Origin of the sequence: Butyricimonas faecihominis, from assembly GCF_033096445.1 — a bacterium.
Classification (GTDB): domain Bacteria; phylum Bacteroidota; class Bacteroidia; order Bacteroidales; family Marinifilaceae; genus Butyricimonas; species Butyricimonas faecihominis.
Genome location: NZ_AP028155.1, coordinates 4,052,062 through 4,071,554, shown reverse-complemented (window position 1 = coordinate 4,071,554; position 19,493 = coordinate 4,052,062). Strand labels below are relative to the sequence as shown.

At 44.3% G+C, this 19,493-nt stretch carries 16 protein-coding genes and 1 tRNA gene; 6 read left to right on the top strand and 11 right to left on the bottom strand.

What is annotated here, in order from left to right; genetic code table 11:
* Nucleotide 1 precedes the first annotated feature (1 nt).
* The 6 genes from R8806_RS16865 to R8806_RS16840 all read right to left on the bottom strand — a co-directional run bounded on the left by R8806_RS16865 (nt 2) and on the right by R8806_RS16840 (nt 7,673).
* Nucleotides 2-1,144 carry a TlpA disulfide reductase family protein gene (locus R8806_RS16865; protein WP_229782983.1) on the bottom strand — a complete coding sequence of 381 codons (1,143 nt, stop codon included), beginning with the start codon at nt 1,142-1,144 and terminating at the stop codon, nt 2-4.
* Between the two features lie 23 nt (nt 1,145-1,167).
* Nucleotides 1,168-2,343: a FecR family protein gene (locus R8806_RS16860; RefSeq protein WP_124316879.1), complete on the bottom strand. Its 1,176-nt coding sequence runs from the start codon at nt 2,341-2,343 to the stop codon at nt 1,168-1,170.
* Nucleotides 2,344-2,640: 297 nt separating this feature from the next.
* Nucleotides 2,641-3,204 (bottom strand): RNA polymerase sigma-70 factor, encoded by a 564-nt coding sequence (locus R8806_RS16855; RefSeq protein ID WP_229782982.1) that lies wholly within the window; start codon nt 3,202-3,204, stop codon nt 2,641-2,643.
* A 78-nt stretch (nt 3,205-3,282) separates the two neighbouring features.
* Nucleotides 3,283-6,171: an aminomethyl-transferring glycine dehydrogenase gene (gene gcvP / locus R8806_RS16850; protein ID WP_124316877.1), complete on the bottom strand. Its 2,889-nt coding sequence runs from the start codon at nt 6,169-6,171 to the stop codon at nt 3,283-3,285.
* A gap of 773 nt (nt 6,172-6,944) precedes the next feature.
* Nucleotides 6,945-7,020, bottom strand: a tRNA-His gene (locus tag R8806_RS16845).
* 65 nt (nt 7,021-7,085) lie between these two features.
* A complete protein-coding gene (locus R8806_RS16840) occupies nt 7,086-7,673 on the bottom strand; it encodes a DUF3109 family protein (protein WP_124316876.1) in 588 nt (195 codons plus the stop codon).
* A gap of 502 nt (nt 7,674-8,175) precedes the next feature.
* Here R8806_RS16840 and R8806_RS16835 point away from each other — a divergent pair.
* A complete protein-coding gene (locus R8806_RS16835) occupies nt 8,176-8,391 on the top strand; it encodes a DUF3791 domain-containing protein (RefSeq protein ID WP_118303900.1) in 216 nt (71 codons plus the stop codon).
* Complete coding sequence (locus tag R8806_RS16830; RefSeq protein ID WP_124316875.1) at nt 8,388-8,888, top strand: DUF3990 domain-containing protein; 501 nt, start codon at nt 8,388-8,390, stop codon at nt 8,886-8,888. The genes R8806_RS16835 and R8806_RS16830 overlap by 4 nt, the downstream gene beginning before the upstream one ends.
* 301 nt (nt 8,889-9,189) lie before the next feature.
* Here the strand turns inward: R8806_RS16830 and R8806_RS16820 are convergent, their stop codons facing one another.
* Complete coding sequence (locus tag R8806_RS16820; RefSeq protein WP_087421480.1) at nt 9,190-9,420, bottom strand: hypothetical protein; 231 nt, start codon at nt 9,418-9,420, stop codon at nt 9,190-9,192.
* 162 nt (nt 9,421-9,582) lie between these two features.
* Between R8806_RS16820 and R8806_RS16815 the strand changes: the two genes are divergently transcribed.
* A complete protein-coding gene (locus R8806_RS16815; protein WP_087421479.1) occupies nt 9,583-9,984 on the top strand; it encodes a helix-turn-helix domain-containing protein in 402 nt (133 codons plus the stop codon).
* A gap of 264 nt (nt 9,985-10,248) precedes the next feature.
* Here the strand turns inward: R8806_RS16815 and gpmI are convergent, their stop codons facing one another.
* Nucleotides 10,249-11,769 carry a 2,3-bisphosphoglycerate-independent phosphoglycerate mutase gene (gene gpmI, locus R8806_RS16810; RefSeq protein WP_183312874.1) on the bottom strand — a complete coding sequence of 507 codons (1,521 nt, stop codon included), beginning with the start codon at nt 11,767-11,769 and terminating at the stop codon, nt 10,249-10,251.
* A 224-nt stretch (nt 11,770-11,993) separates the two neighbouring features.
* On the opposite strand from gpmI, the gene R8806_RS16805 reads away from it, so the two are divergent.
* The 3 genes from R8806_RS16805 to R8806_RS16795 are packed head-to-tail and all read left to right on the top strand — an operon-like array spanning nt 11,994 to nt 14,893.
* Nucleotides 11,994-12,329, top strand: a complete 336-nt coding sequence (locus R8806_RS16805; protein WP_118303890.1) for a PadR family transcriptional regulator — start codon at nt 11,994-11,996, stop codon at nt 12,327-12,329.
* A 12-nt stretch (nt 12,330-12,341) separates the two neighbouring features.
* Nucleotides 12,342-13,418, top strand: coding sequence for a PspC domain-containing protein (locus R8806_RS16800; protein ID WP_124317372.1), 1,077 nt, complete (start codon nt 12,342-12,344; stop codon nt 13,416-13,418).
* 11 nt (nt 13,419-13,429) lie between these two features.
* Entirely contained in the window at nt 13,430-14,893 is a 1,464-nt protein-coding gene (locus tag R8806_RS16795) for a PspC domain-containing protein (protein WP_124317373.1), read from the top strand.
* A 46-nt stretch (nt 14,894-14,939) separates the two neighbouring features.
* Here R8806_RS16795 and R8806_RS16790 read toward each other — a convergent pair whose 3' ends face one another.
* The 3 genes from R8806_RS16790 to R8806_RS16780 are packed head-to-tail and all read right to left on the bottom strand — an operon-like array spanning nt 14,940 to nt 19,479.
* A complete protein-coding gene (locus R8806_RS16790) occupies nt 14,940-18,191 on the bottom strand; it encodes a S41 family peptidase (RefSeq protein WP_124317374.1) in 3,252 nt (1,083 codons plus the stop codon).
* A gap of 24 nt (nt 18,192-18,215) precedes the next feature.
* Nucleotides 18,216-18,548 (bottom strand): hypothetical protein, encoded by a 333-nt coding sequence (locus R8806_RS16785; protein ID WP_124317375.1) that lies wholly within the window; start codon nt 18,546-18,548, stop codon nt 18,216-18,218.
* A 13-nt stretch (nt 18,549-18,561) separates the two neighbouring features.
* Nucleotides 18,562-19,479 carry a DUF4296 domain-containing protein gene (locus R8806_RS16780; protein ID WP_124317376.1) on the bottom strand — a complete coding sequence of 306 codons (918 nt, stop codon included), beginning with the start codon at nt 19,477-19,479 and terminating at the stop codon, nt 18,562-18,564.
* Nucleotides 19,480-19,493 lie beyond the last annotated feature (14 nt).

Here is a 19,493-nt window from a genome sequence, read left to right as displayed (position 1 = left end):
GTTATTTTTTGTTCAAAACTTCCTTCACCTTACTGATTAACTCCTCACCTCTCAACTCCAAGGCAATCACTTTACCCTGAGGATCAATCAGAACCGTATAAGGGACTGCCGACACATTACACAATTTCACGGGAGCGGTTGCCCAAGACTTCAAGTCACTCACCTGAATCCATTTCATCTTGTTCTTCTCCACCGCATTCAACCATGCATCACGTTTCTGGTCCAAAGAAACACCCACGATCTCGAAATTCTTCCCTTTACACTCTTTGTACAGTTTCACCACGTTAGGCATTTCCCGCATACACGGACCACACCAAGACGCCCAAAAATCTATCAACACGTACTTACCTCTCAAACTACTCAATTTAAACGTTTTTCCATCCTTATCCGGTAATTCGAAATCCGGCACATCACTTCCCACCTTAAATTCAGCTAAACGAATATATTCATCCAATTGCTTCGTGTAAGGATGTTCGTTCAGGCTCGGGGAAACCACTGCACGTAATTCTTTTAATTCATCGAGAGTAACATTCGCTTTCATCTCCCAAAAGATCATAAACGGGGCTATTGCCTGATCATAATACCTACGAACTAACTCTTCCTGCAAATGCAAAGCTCTACTACCATGTTGTTTCGTACGAGCTTTAAAATCCCTATCCTTTTCCTTTTCCGACTGATTTCTATTCAACAACAGATCTATATTAGCCGAACGCAACATACTATCCACGAAATGCTTCATCTCTGCATTATAAGCACTAAAAATCTCGTTATTAACCGTTCCGGTAACAGTACAATTCAAAAAAAACTCCGAATTAGCCCGAACTTTTACATTCCCCGGCTCTACCCAAATTGGGGTAATCGGGCTCAAACAGTTCGGATCGCCACTTTTCACAAAATACATTCGCGGAACAGTCACATTCTTTATAACAAACGTATAACGATTATCCTTGACATCACAACTATCAATAACCTTGGAGGCTCCATTTATTTCCTCTTCTTCAACCAAATAAACCTTCGTTCCTTTATAAATACCATCTAACACACCTTGTATCGTACAATCTTTCGTCTCTTTTGAGACTTCATTTTGCCCGAAAAGCCCGACAAATGACATCAATAAACAGCCTAATACTAAAATTTTTTTCATACAATTTTCCTTTACGATTAAAATTACCTGATATATAATCTATTGCTTTCCATTCTACACGATAAAGATGACGTCTCTCTCAATCGCAAAACAAAAGCATCAAAATTTTCCTCTTTATTAATTACCCCCGTGTAAACAGTTTTCTTGCTTTTTTCATTCTCGAAAATAATCTCCATATCATACCAGCGCTCCAATACTTTAGCCACCTCTTCCAAAGACCGCCCCTTAAATACATATTGCCCTTTCTTCCAAGCGATATAATCATTAACATTCACGGTTCTTATATCCACGGATTCACTCTCTTTATCCCAGCGTAATTGTCGGCTTGGTAATAGATCGTAGCTCTTGTCGTCCACGTAAGCCGCCACGTGTCCTTCCACCAGTGTCACCTCCGTGTAATTCTCATCCGCGTAGGAATTCACGTTAAAGGAAGTTCCCAGCACCTCCACTTTCATCCCGTTAAGCATCACGAAAAACGGATGTTTTTCATCCCGGGCCACTTCCAGAAATATCTCTCCCTCCGCGTAAACCACCCGTTCTTTTCCCTGAAAAGCAACCGGATAGCGTAAAGAAGATTTAGCATTCATCCACACCTTTGTTCCATCTGCCAAAGTGAACGTAAAATCACACCGCGAAGGCGTTGTTAACGTGTTATATACTATTTCCGTTCCCACGGAATCCGCCCGGTCATATTGCATACGTCCCTCTTCATTCACCGAAATTCTTACCCCGTTCTCTTCTTCCAACAGTAACTCCTGATTATACAAGACCATTTCTTTCCCGTTAGAAAGCGTCAGCACCGGCAAATTTCTCTGAACCGTAACCACCCCACTCTTGGATTGTGGTTCTTCAGTTATTTCAACGTTCTCTCTCTGGCTATAATAAAACACCACGGCCAACACGGGTACGATAAAAATAGCCGCGTAACGGGATAACTTTCCTATCCAGCGTTGACGAGAATGTAGTTTCTCTCTTCTTTTAACAAAGGTATCAAACGCAGTCTGCACGTTCGCACTCTTATATTGAGCAAGTTTTTCACGCATTACCGTCTCCGAACAAATTTGCTCGAACAACTTCTTGTTATATTCGGATTCTTCCCGCCACGAATCTAATTCGGCTTGTTCCTCTTTCGTGATATTCCCAGATAAACTCTTGGAAATCAACAAGGATATTTTGAATAACATTTCTTTATCGTTCATCAGTATACAATTTATAAAATCGCATTAAACGTTCCATTATTGATATTTTAAATATTTAGATTTCCCTTTTTCACGTTGGAATTTTGCTCTTCTTTAAGGCGTTTGTAATCAGCGTTTTTCCAATTAAAATGATTTAATAGATTTCTCGTTATTAAACCACCTTTATGCTCTTAATAAAGGAACGTTTAAACCTATTTCATTCCCAGTTCTATAAATAAAACGCACGACCTCCCAAAAGGGGGGTGTCTCTTAAAAAAAAATTTTACACCTGAAAAAATAGCACTTCCGTGATGAGTATTACAACCAAAGGAATCCAATCAAACAGAGCAACTCTGCATCTTTCAACTGGGCGGTCAACTTTTTCTTCCCGTTACTTTTATGATCCTTCACGGTATCCACGGAAATATGCAAACGTTCGGCAATCTCCGACGCTTTCAACCCATCTAGGGTCATCATCATTACTAATTTACACTGAGGCGGCAGAGTCTCGATAGCTGCCATCAACCGGGCATAAACATCCTCTTCCAGCACCTTATCCCAAAAATGTTCCTCTTCATTTTGCGAGGACAAAACATCCCGGTAATATTTATCCCGGACTTTCTGTTTTCTGGAATGACTAATACATCTATTTTTCAGAGAACTGTATAAAAAATACTTGATGTCATTCTCCGTCTTGAACTTGTAGTCACTTTCCAACAAAGAAATAAACACGTCTTGCACCAAATCTTCCGCCACATCATTATCCTTCACGTAATAATTTGCCAAAGCCTTCAACGCCACGTAGTAGCATTGATACAAATATTGATAAGCCCGGTTATCCTTACGTGCCAACAAATCCAACAAAACATCTTGATCTAACATGCTTTCCTCCATGGAAAATAAGAAGAGGAAAGCGTTTCAACCTCAACATGAAACGCTTTCCCTATAATTTAAAAGAATTTATTTCTCATCCGTGTATGACTCAAGCGGATCGCAGGTACACATCAGGTTACGATCACCATAACCATCATCCACACGACCTACTTGCGGCCAGAATTTGTTCTCAGCCACCCATGCAAGCGGGTAAGCCGCCTTGCTACGCAGGTAAGCGTGAGACCACTCGTCAGCCGTCAACACTTTATGCGTGTGAGGTGCATTCTTCAAAACGTTGTCCGTCTTGTCGGCTTTACCTTCACCCACCTCGATCATTTCCTCGCGGATAGTCTTCAACGCCTCGATGAAACGATCCAACTCTTCTTTCGGCTCGCTCTCCGTCGGCTCAACCATCAAGGTCCCGTGAACGGGGAATGACAAGGTAGGAGCGTGGAAACCGAAGTCCATCAAACGTTTGGCAATATCCAACTCAGAAATTCCGTATTCTTTATTGAACATGTTGCAATCCCAGATCATCTCGTGACCTACACGACCTTTCGATCCCTTGAACAGAATCTTGAATCCTAATTTCTCGAAAGATGAAGCCAGATAGTTCGCGTTCAAAATCGCCATCTTGGTCACCATAGCCAAACCTTCGCCACCCAACATTAACAAGTAACCGTAAGTTACAGGTAACATTCCAACTGAACCGTAAGGAGCGGCAGCCACAGCGTGAATACCTTCCTCGCCTCCGGTCTTTACCATCGTGTGTGATGGTAAGAATTTCACCAAGTGAGGAGCCACGCAGATCGGGCCGACACCGGGACCACCACCACCGTGAGGCATAGCAAATGTCTTGTGCAAATTCAAGTGACAAGCGTCAGCACCGATCTCTCCCGGGCTGGTCAAACCACACTGCCCGTTCATGTTGGCACCATCCATGAATACTTGTCCGCCATTCTCGTGAACAATCTTGCACAATTCCTTGATTGATTCCTCGAAAATACCGTGAGTTGAGGGGTACGTGATCATCGCACCGATCAAATTATCCCGGTTTTCGATAGCTTTCTTGCGGAAATCTTCCACGTCGATATTTCCTTCCGGGTCAGTAGCGGTAACAAGAATCTTGAAACCTGCCATCGTACTGGAAGCCGGGTTCGTACCATGAGCGGAAGCCGGGATCAGGATCACGTTACGATGACCCTCTCCGCGAGAGATATGATATTGACGGATCACCATCAAAGCGGAATACTCTCCGGCAGCACCGGAATTCGGCATCAAACTGCATCCGGCAAATCCGGTCACCTTGCACAGCATTTCTTCGGTTTCCCGGATCATTTGCTGATAACCTTCCGCCTGAGACATCGGGGCAAACGGGTGGATAGCACCCAGTTCCGGCCACGTGATCGGCAACATCTCAACAGCAGCATTCAATTTCATCGTACAAGATCCCAAAGAAATCATGGAAGTAGCCAAAGAAATATCTCTTCTCTCCAGATTCTTCATGTAACGCATCATTCCGGTCTCGGAGTGATAGATGTTGAACACGGATTGTTGCAGAATCTCGTCGTCACGCAACATCGTCGGGTCAAGCACCGTGCGATCGTCAAGGAATTCCACGTGATCGGCAGTCTTTCCGGCAGCCTTGGCGAAAATACCGATTAACGTGTTAATTTCTTTCTCGTTGATCTTCTCGTCAGTTGACAAACCAACTACTTTACCACAACCGCAGTTGCAATAGAACAAGTTGATTTCCTGTTCCAAGGCAGCGTCACGAACGGCAGCTTGAGAAACTCCCTCCGGCAACTCGAAACGCAACGTGTCAAAGAATTTATCCACTTTCAGCTTGTAGCCTAATTTCTGGATTTCTTCGGCCAAAATCACGGCTGCAGAGTGAATGTGACGGGCAATTCTTTCCAATCCTTCCCGACCGTGATAAGCGGCATAGAATCCGGCCATCGTGGCATTCAAAGCCTTGGCAGTACAGATATTGGAAGAAGCTTTCTCCCGTTTGATATGTTGTTCACGGGTCTGCAAAGCCAAACGCAATGCATGATTTCCCTGTGCATCAATCGTCACACCGATAATACGTCCCACGATGTTACGTTTGTATTCCTCTCTCGTTGCCATGTAAGCAGCATGAGGTCCACCGTAAGACATCGGGATACCGAAACGTTGCGTTGTTCCCACAACCACGTCAGCACCCCATTCTCCCGGAGGAGTCAGCAACACGAGACTCATCATGTCAGCCACTACCGACAACAAAGCACCGTTCGCATGTACACGATCAGCAAAAGCCTTGTAATCACGGACCTCACCGTTAGCAGCCGGGTACTGGATAATAGCACCGAATACATCCGGGGTAAATTCAAACGTGTCATAATCACCATAAACCAACTCAATTCCTTGCGGGGCAGAACGGGTGATCAACACGTCCTTTGTCTGCGGGAAAATCTGGTTGTCAACAAACAATTTGTTGGCACCCGCTTTTTTCATCTCTTTACCGCGCAGACCGTACATCATCGTCATTGATTCTGCAGCAGCCGTGGCCTCGTCAAGCAGCGAACAGTTAGAAATTTCCATTCCGGTAAGTTCCACCACCATCGTTTGGAAATTCAGTAAAGCCTCCAAACGCCCTTGTGAAACTTCAGCCTGATAGGGAGTGTATGACGTGTACCAAGCCGGGTTCTCCAAAATATTCCGTTGGATCACGGCAGGGGTAATCGTGTCATAATATCCTTGACCGATAAAGGTTCTGTATAATTTATTTTTTGAAGCTACCGCCTTCATCCGGGAGATAAACTCGAACTCGGTTAGAGGAGCCGGCAAATCCAACGGTTTTTTCAAACGGATAGACTCCGGCACGGTTTGCTCGATCAACTCGTCAAGTGAACTAACACCAACCACTTTGAGCATATTTTCAATATCCTCCGGACGTGGCCCTATGTGTCTCCACAAAAATTTCTCTGTTGCCATGTAATTTATTCTAATTATTAATGATTTATATTCAATTACACCGTTTCGTCAACGATTGTGTAAAAATAGACATAATTCTCGTCCTTGCAAAAAAACACCACAAGAATATATATTCAATCATAACCGAATATTTTCCTACAAACACAAGAATTTTCAAGTACAGTTGAAAATTTTACCGGAATATTACCATGAATATACCCTTTATCCAAAGAAGATATAACATCTAGGAATTCGATTGGCTTTCTCTAGCCCTTTCCTATCCTCCCCTTTCTTTCAACCATAACAATTCTTAGCACAAATATACATCCCAATAGAAGGAGCATCCAAGCAAAAACGATGAAAATATCTTATTTATCAAGGATGAATGCAAGATGAATGCAGGATGAATGCTTCGTGGTCTCAATGAACTATCAATAAAAATACTAGGGACTCTCACGAAAAGACGGAGGAGGCTCAAGGATAGGAACACGGAGGGCAGGCATTCCCCTGTTCAAGTGAAAAACGGGTGAAATCCCGTTGAAATAACATTCAAGTCAATATTCTTCCCCGGCACGTTCTCGGAACACTTTCGCCACACTGACGCCCGTGAGCGAGGGAGTAGCGAAGGTGTACCGAAGATGAAGCGAAGGTGTTCCCTGTCTTCATCGAAAACACAACGGGATTTCACCGTGTTATATTACAAGAGGCCACTTGATCTTCATCTGAATTTCCATTCTTCCCAACCGGAAAGAAATAAAAAAACGGAGAACTGAATTTCAATTCTCCGTCTCCGCGGGTGGAAGATCGGTCTCGAACCGACGACCTTCGGAACCACAATCCGACGCTCTAACCGACTGAGCTACATCCACCATTTTGCTTTTGCGCTGCAAAGATAGAATAACTTTCTTTTTCCGCAAAGAAAAGTCCCAAAAAAATTAGCGTCCGAACTTGATTTTTCCCGTCTCGATCTCCCGTGCGGCGTAGCATAATTGCTCGTACCACTCCTCCCCGTATTTGCGAATGAGAGCATCTTTCAAAAACACGTACACCGGAATCCCCTCTTGCTCACCCTTTAAGCGGGCGCAAGCACAAATCGTCCACTGGTCATAATTCATCGCCTCGTAATTCTGGTATTGTTTCACCCGGATCGGGTACATGTGGCAAGATATAGGTTTACGGAAAGAACTCTCTCCCCGGCTCCACGCTTTTTCAATGGCACACCACGAACACCCGTTCTCCTCGATAATATACGCACACTCCCGTCCATCGATTAACGGGGTAACCGTGTCGCCCTCGATGTCGATCACTGAAAAGCCCTGTTCCTCCACGGCAGCAATTCCCTCGGGTTTCATGTAAGGTTTAATCTTCTCGTAATTTTCCCGGATCTGTTCCGCCTCCCCTTCTTCCAAAGGCGCCCCCGAGTCCCCGTCCACGCAACATATTCCTTTACAAACTGCCAAATCACAACAAAATTTCTTCTCGAAAATATCCAGACTTATAATCGTATCCCCTATCTGTATCATGTTTTAATTGAAAATTGAAAATGCAAAATTGAAAATGATCTTGCAAAGTTACAATAAAAAAGATAGAATCGTTAATCTTCCGCCACCATTACAAGCGATAGGGGACGACGATGAAAGTGATCAGTTTTTAGTGCAATGACTCGGGGACAACAAGGAATCCCAGTACACTTGCACCGGTATCTCGTTAATTAGTCAATGGGAAGTCAACGGGAAATCAACGGGAAGTCAACGGGACGGAGAGGATCAATTGTCTTTCATCTTGGCTTGATCCATGCATGAAAATTTAACGAGAGTACCCTTCAACCTACTCGAAATACACCCGCGATCCCTTACCGGGATTATATCATGGAGAATCGACCGACCGCTTAAAGAATCCCAATCCAATATTTGCTGAAAAAGTCGGTACGAAAAGTCTAAGATACAAACGAATATAAAACAATAAGAATCGATTGAATTACGGAGAAATAGTGTTATTTTTGCAATAACAATCAGTGAAAAAAATATGAATCTTGAAATATTGAGTTTTATAACTTTTTGCGTGGGCAACCTTGCGGACACATTAAAGATGAGTGCCGGAAAAGTATACGGGCTACTACGTTCTTCTGGAATCCTTACAGAATATCTGATTCCAGGATACGATGTACTTCACACGTTCAGTAAAGAATACATCGTAGAAGATCTTATTCAATATATGAAAGAAAAAGGATTGTTAGCATGAAACTGTATCACGCATCACCATATATAATTGAACTCGCAGATGTATATCACTCACGCGATCATCTAGATTTTGGCAAAGGATTTTACCTAACGTCTTTATATGACCAAGCTCGGAAATACGCCATGCGCTTTTTACTTAAAAAGCAGAAAGCTTATATTAACGAATATTTATTAGATGATGAGTTGAGTGATTTTAAAATTAAAACGTTCTGTAGTTACAACGAAGAGTGGTTAGATTACGTTGGTAAATGCCGCAAGGGGATGGGAATGGAACATTTTGATCTAGTAGAAGGAGGGATAGCAAATGACAAGGTATTTAACACCATCGACCTGTATTTTGCTGGTACTATAAGCAAAGATGATGCATTGGGAAAATTATCTTTTGAATATCCCAATCACCAATTATGTATCTTAAATCAAAAAATAATAGTTCATCATTTACATTTTATCAAAGCAACAGAAATAACAATAGGAGGAATTGAAGATGCAAGCAGATAAGACCATACTACAAATGAAATACGCCCGAATAGTTAAACTGTTTGCCGATCATCTTCATATATCATACGAAGATGCCCTTGATTTCTTTTATAATTCAGACACCTATTCTTTGATAAGCGAAGGAATAGGCGATATGCATTGTCTAAGCGATGAATATCTTGCAGATGAACTACTGATAGAATGGCAGGCGAAAGAGAATACATGTCAATCATGATAATTACAACCACACTCTGCCCAATCGTCTCGTCCCCCAGTAGAATCCATCATGGCAAAATGTAAAAATCGCCAGTTGGGAAATATATCAAAAGATGTGATGCCGTCGCGCTAGATCATCAATATCCCCTGAGACTTCCTCTACTAACCGTCTCATTTCTTCCGATTTCTTATGAATCAAATCATCTATTGTATTAATTAATTGTATCTTATCAATCACTTTTCCCAAGCTCACTCGCAATTCTCTCGTTTTCCCGACTTGCTCGGCTTGTTCCAGTTTCCGGTAACATTCTTCCAATTGACGCTGATAGATTTTCATTTCCTCTAAACGATTATTTATAACACCCATGCAAATAAAGTCGAGAATTTACAGGTAAACTACAATCAATCCTTGTAAATAACTCCCGAAATGGTGTAATTTACAACCCATAATAAACAATTATTTCGTATATTTGCCCGTATAACTGAATATAAAACAACTATGAGTACAGAGACTATACCTATGAGCAAAACACACCATGGACACAGTATAAAACGCATTCGCGATATGCTAGGGATTAAACAAGAAACCCTTGCGGCCGAGTTAAACATGACACAACAAGCATTTTCAAAATTAGAACAAAAAGAACAAATTGAAGACGAAATGCTTGATAAGATTGCAAAAATATTGCACGTTTCCACGGAGGCCCTGAAAACGATGAGCGAAGAAGCAACTATTAACTATTTTAACACGTTTACGAATAGCGAAAACGAACACTTCTTTTCTCAAAATTGTCAATACACGTTCAATCCAATAGACAAAATTGTAGAACTTTACGAACGGTTAGTCAAAGCCGAACAGGAAAAAGTCGCCCTGTTGGAAGAACAATTGAAGAAGAAGTAATAACAAGACTTTTCTTTTTCTCACTGCCAATTACAAAAATCTCAAATACACGACAAACAAAAAAGAGGTTGTGTCAAAAGGTATTTTATCCTCGAAAAACTCCTCCGTCACTTCGTGCCACCTCCTCTATAAACAGAGGAGGAGCTGGCGACTCTTCCCGAAGACAGGGAGTATTTCAACTCTCCCTCTGTTTATAGAGGGAGTACCCCGAAGGGGGGAGGGAGTTTGAAAAATGACTTTTGACACAACCTCTCCATTTTTATATTAAACTAATAACGATTTTCCCGTCATTTCCTTGGGCTGCGGAAGTCCCATAATCGCAAGAACCGTGGGGGCAACATCGGCCAACACCCCATCCCGCAGGTGATCGCACTTGGAATCGGTAACCCAGATACAAGGCACGGGATTCAGCGAGTGAGCCGTGTTCGGCGTCCCGTCCTCGTTCACCGCGTTATCGGCATTCCCGTGATCGGCAATAATCAACACGTCGTAACCGTTAGCACGCGCAGCTGCCACGGTCTTCCCAACACACTCATCCACGGTAGCCACGGCCTTCCGGATGGCCTCGTACACTCCGGTATGTCCCACCATATCCCCGTTCGCGTAATTCAAGCAAATGAAATCAACACTCTTTTCATTCAATTGCTCCACGATCTTCTCGGTCACGATAGGGGCAGACATTTCGGGTTGCAAATCGTAGGTTGCCACTTTCGGCGAAGGTACCAGAATACGGCTCTCTCCCTCGAAAGGCTCTTCCCGTCCCCCGTTCAGGAAGAACGTCACGTGAGCATATTTCTCCGTCTCGGCAATACGCAATTGTTTCAATCCTTGCTTGGAAATATATTCCCCGATCGTGTTCACCACGTTTTCTTTATCGAACAAAATATGTAATCCCTTGAATTTAGCATCATAAGGAGTCATCGTACAATAATACAACGGCATGGTCTTCATCCCGAAATCCGGCTTGTCCTCTTGCGTCAACACGATCGTCAACTCCTTGGCCCGGTCGTTACGGAAATTAAAGAAGATCACCATATCGCCCGGCTGTATCGTTCCCACGGGTTTCCCGACCTCGTCCACGCAAACGATCGGTTTGATGAACTCGTCAGTCACCCCCGCGTCGTAAGAGGCCTGCACTCCCGCCTCGGCATCCGTCACCGGAGTACCCACTCCATTTACCAACAAATCATAAGCCTCCTTGATACGCTCCCAGCGGGAATCCCGGTCCATGGCATAATAACGCCCGATCACGGAAGCAATCTTACCCGTGGATTGTTTCATGTGGTTCTGCAACTCACCGATAAAACCCTTTCCACTTTTCGGGTCCGTGTCCCGACCGTCCATAAAGCAATGAACGAAAGTATTCTCGATCCCGAACTCTTTCGACAAATCGCACAAGGCAAACACGTGATCCAGCGAACTATGTACTCCCCCGTTAGAAACCAGTCCCATGAAATGCACCTGTTTCCCGTTCTCCTTGGCATAATTAAACGCCTTCACGATCTCCGGGTTTTGGGCAATGGAATGATCCCGACAAGCCCGGTTAATCTTCACCAAATCCTGATAAACCACCCGTCCGGCTCCAATATTCAAGTGTCCCACTTCGGAATTTCCCATCTGACCGTCGGGCAAACCTACATTCTCCCCGCTCGTGTACAACAAGGCACGGGGATTATTACTCGCCAACTCCGTGATATTAGGAGTCGGAGTACTCCCGATCGCGTCCGAATGATCGTGTTTTCCAACACCCCAACCATCCAGTATCATCAATAAAACTCTTTTCATATCTATTTTATTTTTGTTATTTACTTTTCTAAATTCACGACAAAGTTAATCTTTAATATCCAGTTTAACGCCTTACTATCAAGGAAAATCAACGAAAACGTTTTAAAGTTCCCCGACCGTTTATTCCGATGGAAAGAATAAAATATTAAAATTAATAGTACTATGTATTGCATAATACTATTTTTTATTCATATCTTTGTCTGGCATTACAAAAGAACCAAGAGATGAACATTGAAAACACACAAGCTCAAATGAGGAAGGGTATCTTGGAATACTGCATTTTACTGATCATCGCGCAACAGGACGCCTACGTGCCGGACATCATCAGTAAACTGAAAGCCTCCAAGATGATCGTGGTCGAGGGGACGATATACCCTTTATTAACCCGGCTGAAGAATACCGGATTATTGTCATACCGCTGGGAAGAGTCACAGCAAGGCCCTCCCCGCAAATATTACAGCATCACGGAACAAGGACGAGATTTTCTCAAGGAACTCGAAAACTCATGGAATGAATTGACCTCTGCTGTGAACAGCATTAAAGAAAACCATAACAACTAATATCCCCCGCTCATGAAAAAAACATTTACTATTAACCTAGGCGGCAAGGTACTCAATATTGACGATGACGCACTGGAATCATTACAGCAATACATCAACGCGCTGAAAGCCCACTACTCCAAAGGAGAAGACGGGGAAGAAATCATGTACGACATCGAAAGTCGGTTGGCCGAATTATTCATAGAAAACCTGAAACAGGAAAACCGGGAATCCGTCTCGATCCCCGACGTGGAACAAGCCATTTCCATCATGGGAAAACCGGAAGACATTTTTGACGAAGAGGCTCCCCGGGAAACTGCCCAACAACAAGAGACTCGCTCGGAAAAGACTTTACCCAGAAAACTGTTCCGGGACCCGCAAGACCGCATCTTGGGAGGCGTGGCCTCCGGGCTCGCCACGTACTTGGGAATTCCGGTCACCCTCACACGTGTATGTTTCCTGTTGATGATGTTCGTTTATGGAATCTTCTTCCTTGTCTATATCTTCATGTGGATGCTGGTCCCGAAAGCCGTCACGCCACGACAAAGACTACAAATGAGAGGAAAGGGCATCAATGTTTCCAACATCGAAGATTCCGTCCGGGAAGGTTTCCAAAATGCCAGAGAGAAATACGCACACCAACGTAGCAGCAAAACCCGGGATGCCCTGTTGATTGGCGGGATCGTCCTGTGTTTTATCCTCTCGTTCAACTTTTTAACCAAGTTAATCAGCTTTCCGGTAAATTATCTTTTTGGTCACATCGTACCGGGCCTTAGCACATTCAACCTTTTTCACTCGCATATCTACACGGACATCCCCGGCATGTTATTCTCTTTCAAACTAGCCACGGGGGCACTTATCGTCATACCCATTTTCTTGTTATTCTACCTTTTGGTCCAAGTATTTGTTCCATTCAAAAGCAATAACAAGAAAGTGATCATCTATACCTTGATTCTTTGGATCTTCGCTCTAGCATTTTCCATTTTCACGGCTCAAAGACACAGCACCCGGCACCACCAGAATTACGGGGTGATTCACGAACAGGAACAGCCCAACCATATTCTCGACAACGCATTGTACATTAAGTCCCTAAACCAACATATAGCTTAATCACCCATATCATGAAAAAAACATATACTATAAACTTAAGCGGTAAGATTTTCCACATCGATGAAGACGCTTTGGAAAAACTACAAGAATACATCAATACCCTCAAAACATATTACACGCAAGAAGAAGACGGTAACGAGATCATGGATGACATCGAGAACCGGATCGGGGAGCTTTTCACGGAAAACTTGAAAGGACAGTTCCGCGAGGTGATCACTCTCGATGACGTGGATCAGGCAATCGCCACGATGGGTACACCTGACGACATCATCGACGAAGACGAGCAGCCCCGAAAATCCGCCCCGAAACAGGCAAAAAAACTATACCGCAACCCGGATAACAAAGTACTTGGTGGAGTGGCCGGGGGATTAGCCGCATATTGGGGAATATCCCCCTTGCTCATCCGGATAGGTTTCGTACTTCTGTCCTTCTACTATGGAATATTCATTATCGTGTATATCATTTTGTGGATTGCCGTCCCCAAGGCCAAAACGACCAAACAGAAACTCGAAATGAAAGGAGAAAATATAAATGTCTCCAACATCGAACGCTCTATAAAAGACGAGTATCAGGAGATTAAAAACGGCAAGGGTGCCGCTTTCGTGAACCGGGTAGGCGAAGGCTTATGCGAAGTATTTACCATTATCGGGAAAGTGTTGGCCATTATTATCGGCGTGGCCCTCTTCGTCTGGGGAATCTTCATGCTGTTCGCCTTCTTGTCGGCATTATTCTTACCTAACCTTTATCCTTGGAAAAGTGGTTTTATGGAACTCGCCTACGCGTTCACTCCCTTAAACTTCACTTTGGGTAAAATCGCTATATCATTCTTGATTGGAATTCCTATTATCATGATCATTTATATGGCGATCAAATTGTTATTCTCCTTCAAGAGTAATAACAAAGTGATCGCCCTTTCTGCCCTCTCGTGTTGGATGCTGGGACTCGTTATGCTCATAGTCGTGGGGATCAGCGAAGGTCGAAGCTGGTCGATTAAAGGTACCCGCTATGGAGAATCGCTCGAACTCAGTCAACAGGACACGCTCGTCCTACTTGTAAATGAACGCTACAAACTACCTGAAAATCTTTACATAGACCAAGACGTGTTCCAATTAGCCTCCAGCAACATGATTGCCCCGGACATCAGGGTATACTCGACCGATGACACAACCCCGACATTACGTGTGCAATTTTATACCCAAGAAGAAAAGCCGGTGTATGACAACATGGACTTTAACTGGAATTACAAGAACGACACGCTCCGATTTGATAATTACATCAAGCTCGCAGGACAATGGAGGGCTCAAAGAGTGACACTGTCTCTATACCTGCCTGAAAATAAGAAAGTACTCCTTCCACCCCAAACAAGTCAATACTTGAGAAACTTGAGGGATTTTGACTGGGGTGTACGTTCCAGACTAAATAAAGATAAGATATTATTAATCATGCAAGACGGGAGGCTTCAACCTCTCATGTAAACCGAAACGGCAGGCCTTCATCCCTTTGGCCTGCCGTTTCTCCCTTTTATTTCTTCGAGTCAATCTCTTTCAACAACTCCTTCACCGCTGTCTCCAATTGCTCGTCCTCTCCCTTAATAATCTTCTCCGGAGAGTTAGCAATCTTCACATCCGGTTCCAGTTGTTTATTCTCCAGATAGCTACCGTCCGGTAAACGGTAACCGACGATCGGAATCCCAAAATATAGCGTCGGGTCCTGCAAAGTCTCCCAAGACACGCTCGTCATGGTTCCCGGCACAGGCATTCCGACAACCTTACCGATCCCTTGATGTTGGTAAACCCAAGGCGTTCCGTGGGCGTTCGAGTAATTCGCCTCACAGGTCACCATAATCGAAGGCTTATTCCACCTACGGCTTGGCATATCGCAAGCCTCCCGCCCCCGAACGACTTGCGTAAAATATTTCTTACCACTGAACAGAATCTCAATATCCTCGTGCAAACGGCCACCACCATTGAAACGAGTGTCGATCACAATTCCTTCCCGGTCATTATATTTACCCAGAATATCGGCATACACGGAACGGAAACTTGGATCGTCCATACTGGAAATATGCACGTAGCCCAAACGTCCTCCCGATAAACGGTCCACATCGGCAGCTCTTTGTTTTACCCACCGCCGGTAAAGTAACCCGTTCATCGTACCCTTTGAAATCGGCTCGATCACCTCATCCCAACGTTCCTTGGTAGTGGGGTCATAAATAGAGAACAATACACGTTTACCGGACTTACCTCTCAGCAGGGGATAGTAATCTTCCCCGGCTTTCACCGTCTGCCCGTCAATTTTCTCGATGACCATTCCGGCTTTCAACTTCGAACGGACATTATCAAAAGGTCCTTTCTCCAACACCTCGTCAACCAGCAACCCGTCCTTTGCATAGTTCACGTTCAACAAGAGACCCAGCTCGGCAGTTGCCTCACCTCTTGACCCGGGGCGGTAACCCGATCCGGTGTGTGAAACGTTCAACTCACCCAACAACTCACTCAATAACTCGGAGAAATCATAGTTGTTATTGATATAAGGTAAAAACTTCTCGTAAGCCTTGGTCATTTTTGCCCAATCCACACCGTGCATATTCTTCTCGTAGAAACGTTTGGCCTCCTGACGACGCACCCGATCAAACATATATGCCCGCTCGGCAGCCTGATCCAGTTTCATTTCGGCAGAATACGCAATCGGACTTCTTCTCTCCGAACCCAGATTGATCTTCTGCATGGAACGTCCTCCCAACAGGAACAGATCTTTCCCGTCCTTATCCATCTCCAAAGACGCCCAACCGCTGTTCAGCTTATGCATCACCTTGGTACTCCGTGAACGCAGATCGCTCACCCACAAATCCATACCTCCCTCGAAAGAGGCCATGTAATAAAGCTTGTCGCCACTCTTGCTTAATATCGCATCTCCCAATTGTGAAGAATTCGGCGTTAACCGCATCACCCGGTCCTCGATACCTTGCAGTTCGACCTCAATATTCTTTTTCTCTTTCACGGCGGGTTTCGTCTCGCCTTTTTTATCTTTCTGATCCTCTTTCTGTTCTTTATTTTTCAGAGAGGCCATACGTTTCTCCTCCTCTTTCAGCAACTCGTAATCTTCCTTGTTCAAACGGAATTTATCGTAAGCATCCTGATTCATGAACACGATCATCACATCCTGCAAAGAACCCCACGATGCATGGTTACGCATCCCGTAACGTTCACTGGAAAACAAGATGGCATTTCCATCCAGCACCCACCGGGGATTACTATCAAAATAGCCGCTATTCGTCAGGTTTACAACTTCCCCTTTCCCATCGGCACTCACGATGGCAATATCACTATACGGATCGTGACGATTCCCGATGATTTCCATCGCGAACCATTTCCCGTCGGGAGACCATGTATAGGTGAAACCGTCCCCCGTGCGATATTGATATTTATCGTCCGCCACCTGTCGTACCTTCTTCGTCTTCAAATCAACGACCATCAATTTTGTACGATCCTCGATAAAGGCCAATTCCTTTCCATCCGGAGAGAATTGTGGGGCAAACCGCTCTTTGGTTGAAACCGGGAGAACAGCTTCCTCTTCGATTAAAGTTGCATTCGGGAAATTCACCTCTTCCTCACGAGCAATTTTCGCCGTGTAGATATTCCAATTTCCTCCCCGTTCGCTGGCATAAGCAATTGTACGGTTGTCAGGAGCAAAGCTCAACCACTTCTCTCCCTCCGGAGTCGTGGTAACTTGTTTCGTCGTCGTGTAATCGGTGGAAGTCACGAACACATCTCCCCGGATAATCATGGCCACCTGTTTCCCGTCCGGGGAAATAGTCGCACTAGTTGCCCCGGAAGTAAAACGCAACGAGGCGATATTATCTTTCGCATTGTCACCAATAATATCCACTTTCACTTTCTTGGGACTTCCGGATGCATCTTTCACGTATATTTCACCGTCATAACCAAAACACAAACGCCCGTTACCCGCAACACTCAAGAAACGCACGGGGTGAGTCTTGAAAGAAGTCTCTGCCTTCACGGCAGAAGGATCAGCCACCGGGAACGAGTACACGTTAAACGAATCTTCCCGCTCACTCAGAAAATATACCCTTTGTTCGTCCGGAGACAACACGGGAGAACGATCTTCCCCCGCCCGATCAATCAGACGGGTATGTTTCCCACTTTTCATATCATAGCGATAAATATCACGTGTGATAGAAGAGGTATGATGTTTACGCCATTCATTCTCCCCGCCCTTTTTATCTTGGTACAAGAAAGCATCACCCGATTTGAAGAAACAAATCTCTTCCGCCGGGGTTGCCAATATCTGCCGGGGACGTCCCCCATCCACCGATATGGCATACAATTCGGTCATGGAACCTGCCGGAAATAAAGCACTCTGCGCGGGATCACTCATTTGCGTCCCGTAAACAATTTCTTTTCCATCCGGGGTAAACGTGTAGGGTATCTCCTTGGCTGAATTTGTCGTCACTTGCCGGGCATCACCTCCCCGGGCCGACATCACGAAAATATCGAAATTACCATTCCGATCACTCGTGAAGGCGATCTGTTTCCCATCCGGAGACCACACGGGATGCGATTCATACGCCGGATGCGTGGTCAACTGGCGAGCCTCGCCACCTTCCGCGGGGACAACATAAATATCCCCCTTATAACTAAATGCAATTTGCTTTCCATCGGGCGAAATCTTCGGATAACGCATCCAAAGCGGTCCCGCCTGAACGAAAAAAGCAACCAGTAAAAAAGTAACAGTCAATACGATTCTATTCATCCTTCATTTATTTTGGTATTTAACTTAGCGCAAATATACGATCCGGGATTCCGGCATCCAGATAAAACGGGTAAAATCAGCCCCTTGAATAAGGGCAAGGCCATTTCCACATACCTCACTTTCCCTGTATAATTGAAAAATTTTCTCACGAATCGGATCACCGGGAACCCACTGAATATGTTGTCGAACACGAGCATCAACAATCATTCCCCCGTAGAATTCGAGACAAGGAATTTCCCGGATTTCGCCTCCGGTATTCACCACGTCCACCACCTTCCCGTCCTTCAAAACAACATATCCATTCTTCACGAATTCAAATCCGGGTAACAAAATATAATTAGCCGCAATCTTTCTCATTCAGAATATGATCTTATTTCTTTTTTACAGATTTCCTTTCAAGCTCCATCTGTCTCCTCTGCTCGTATTCCTTTTTCAATTGTTTCTCCCGGTTCGGGGCTACGTACGTTTTAAAGATTTCGGTTTTGTACACGCAACCTTCCCGGTCATTCAACTTCTTCACTTTCACCCTCGTATCCCGGTCACTCTTGGGAATCTTCATAAATAACTTCGTGTAACTGGAATCCGCCACGTAGAACTCCCAGTCTTTCTTGTAAGGGCGCAACGTGTCGACTCCCACGTACTGATCCGGAACTTTCAGCGTATCATTATCGGCAGACAGAAAATAAGTCTGTATGAAATTCCGTTTTCCCCGGTCTGATTTTTCCAACTTTATCGTCGAGGTAAATTTGTACATACCGGGAACAATGCTATCCAATTTCACCAGCACGAATTGGTTCCGCTTGTCAAAATAAACCGTATCGGCTTTCACCACACGTGTTTCGTACACGATGGAATCTTTCTTCCGGACTTTAGCTTGTGTAGAATCCGGGCGTATAGTATCTGCCACGATCATCGTGTACCCCGGGAACAGATTAACTGTATCATTCACGGTCAACTCTTTCCACTCCCGCATGATTTTCGTCTGGCGACGACTCAAGGTATCAATCACCACGTCATAAATTTTATTGAATAACGCCGATTGCAGAGAATAATAGGTCACGCAAGAATCAAAATCCTCCCGTGTAATCCCGTATTTCGCAAACAGGTCGTTATAATATAAATAATTATCTTTTTCGGTTCGTATATCACCTCGTGCGACCGACAACATTCCATCCGTCGTGTGCATATCAATCAACAAAGATGTGAATTGATCCTTGTCCAACGGGACCTTCTTCGAACAAGCCGTCATCGCCGCAATAATCAATATCACCCATAAAATACGCTTCATATCGCTAAAACTTT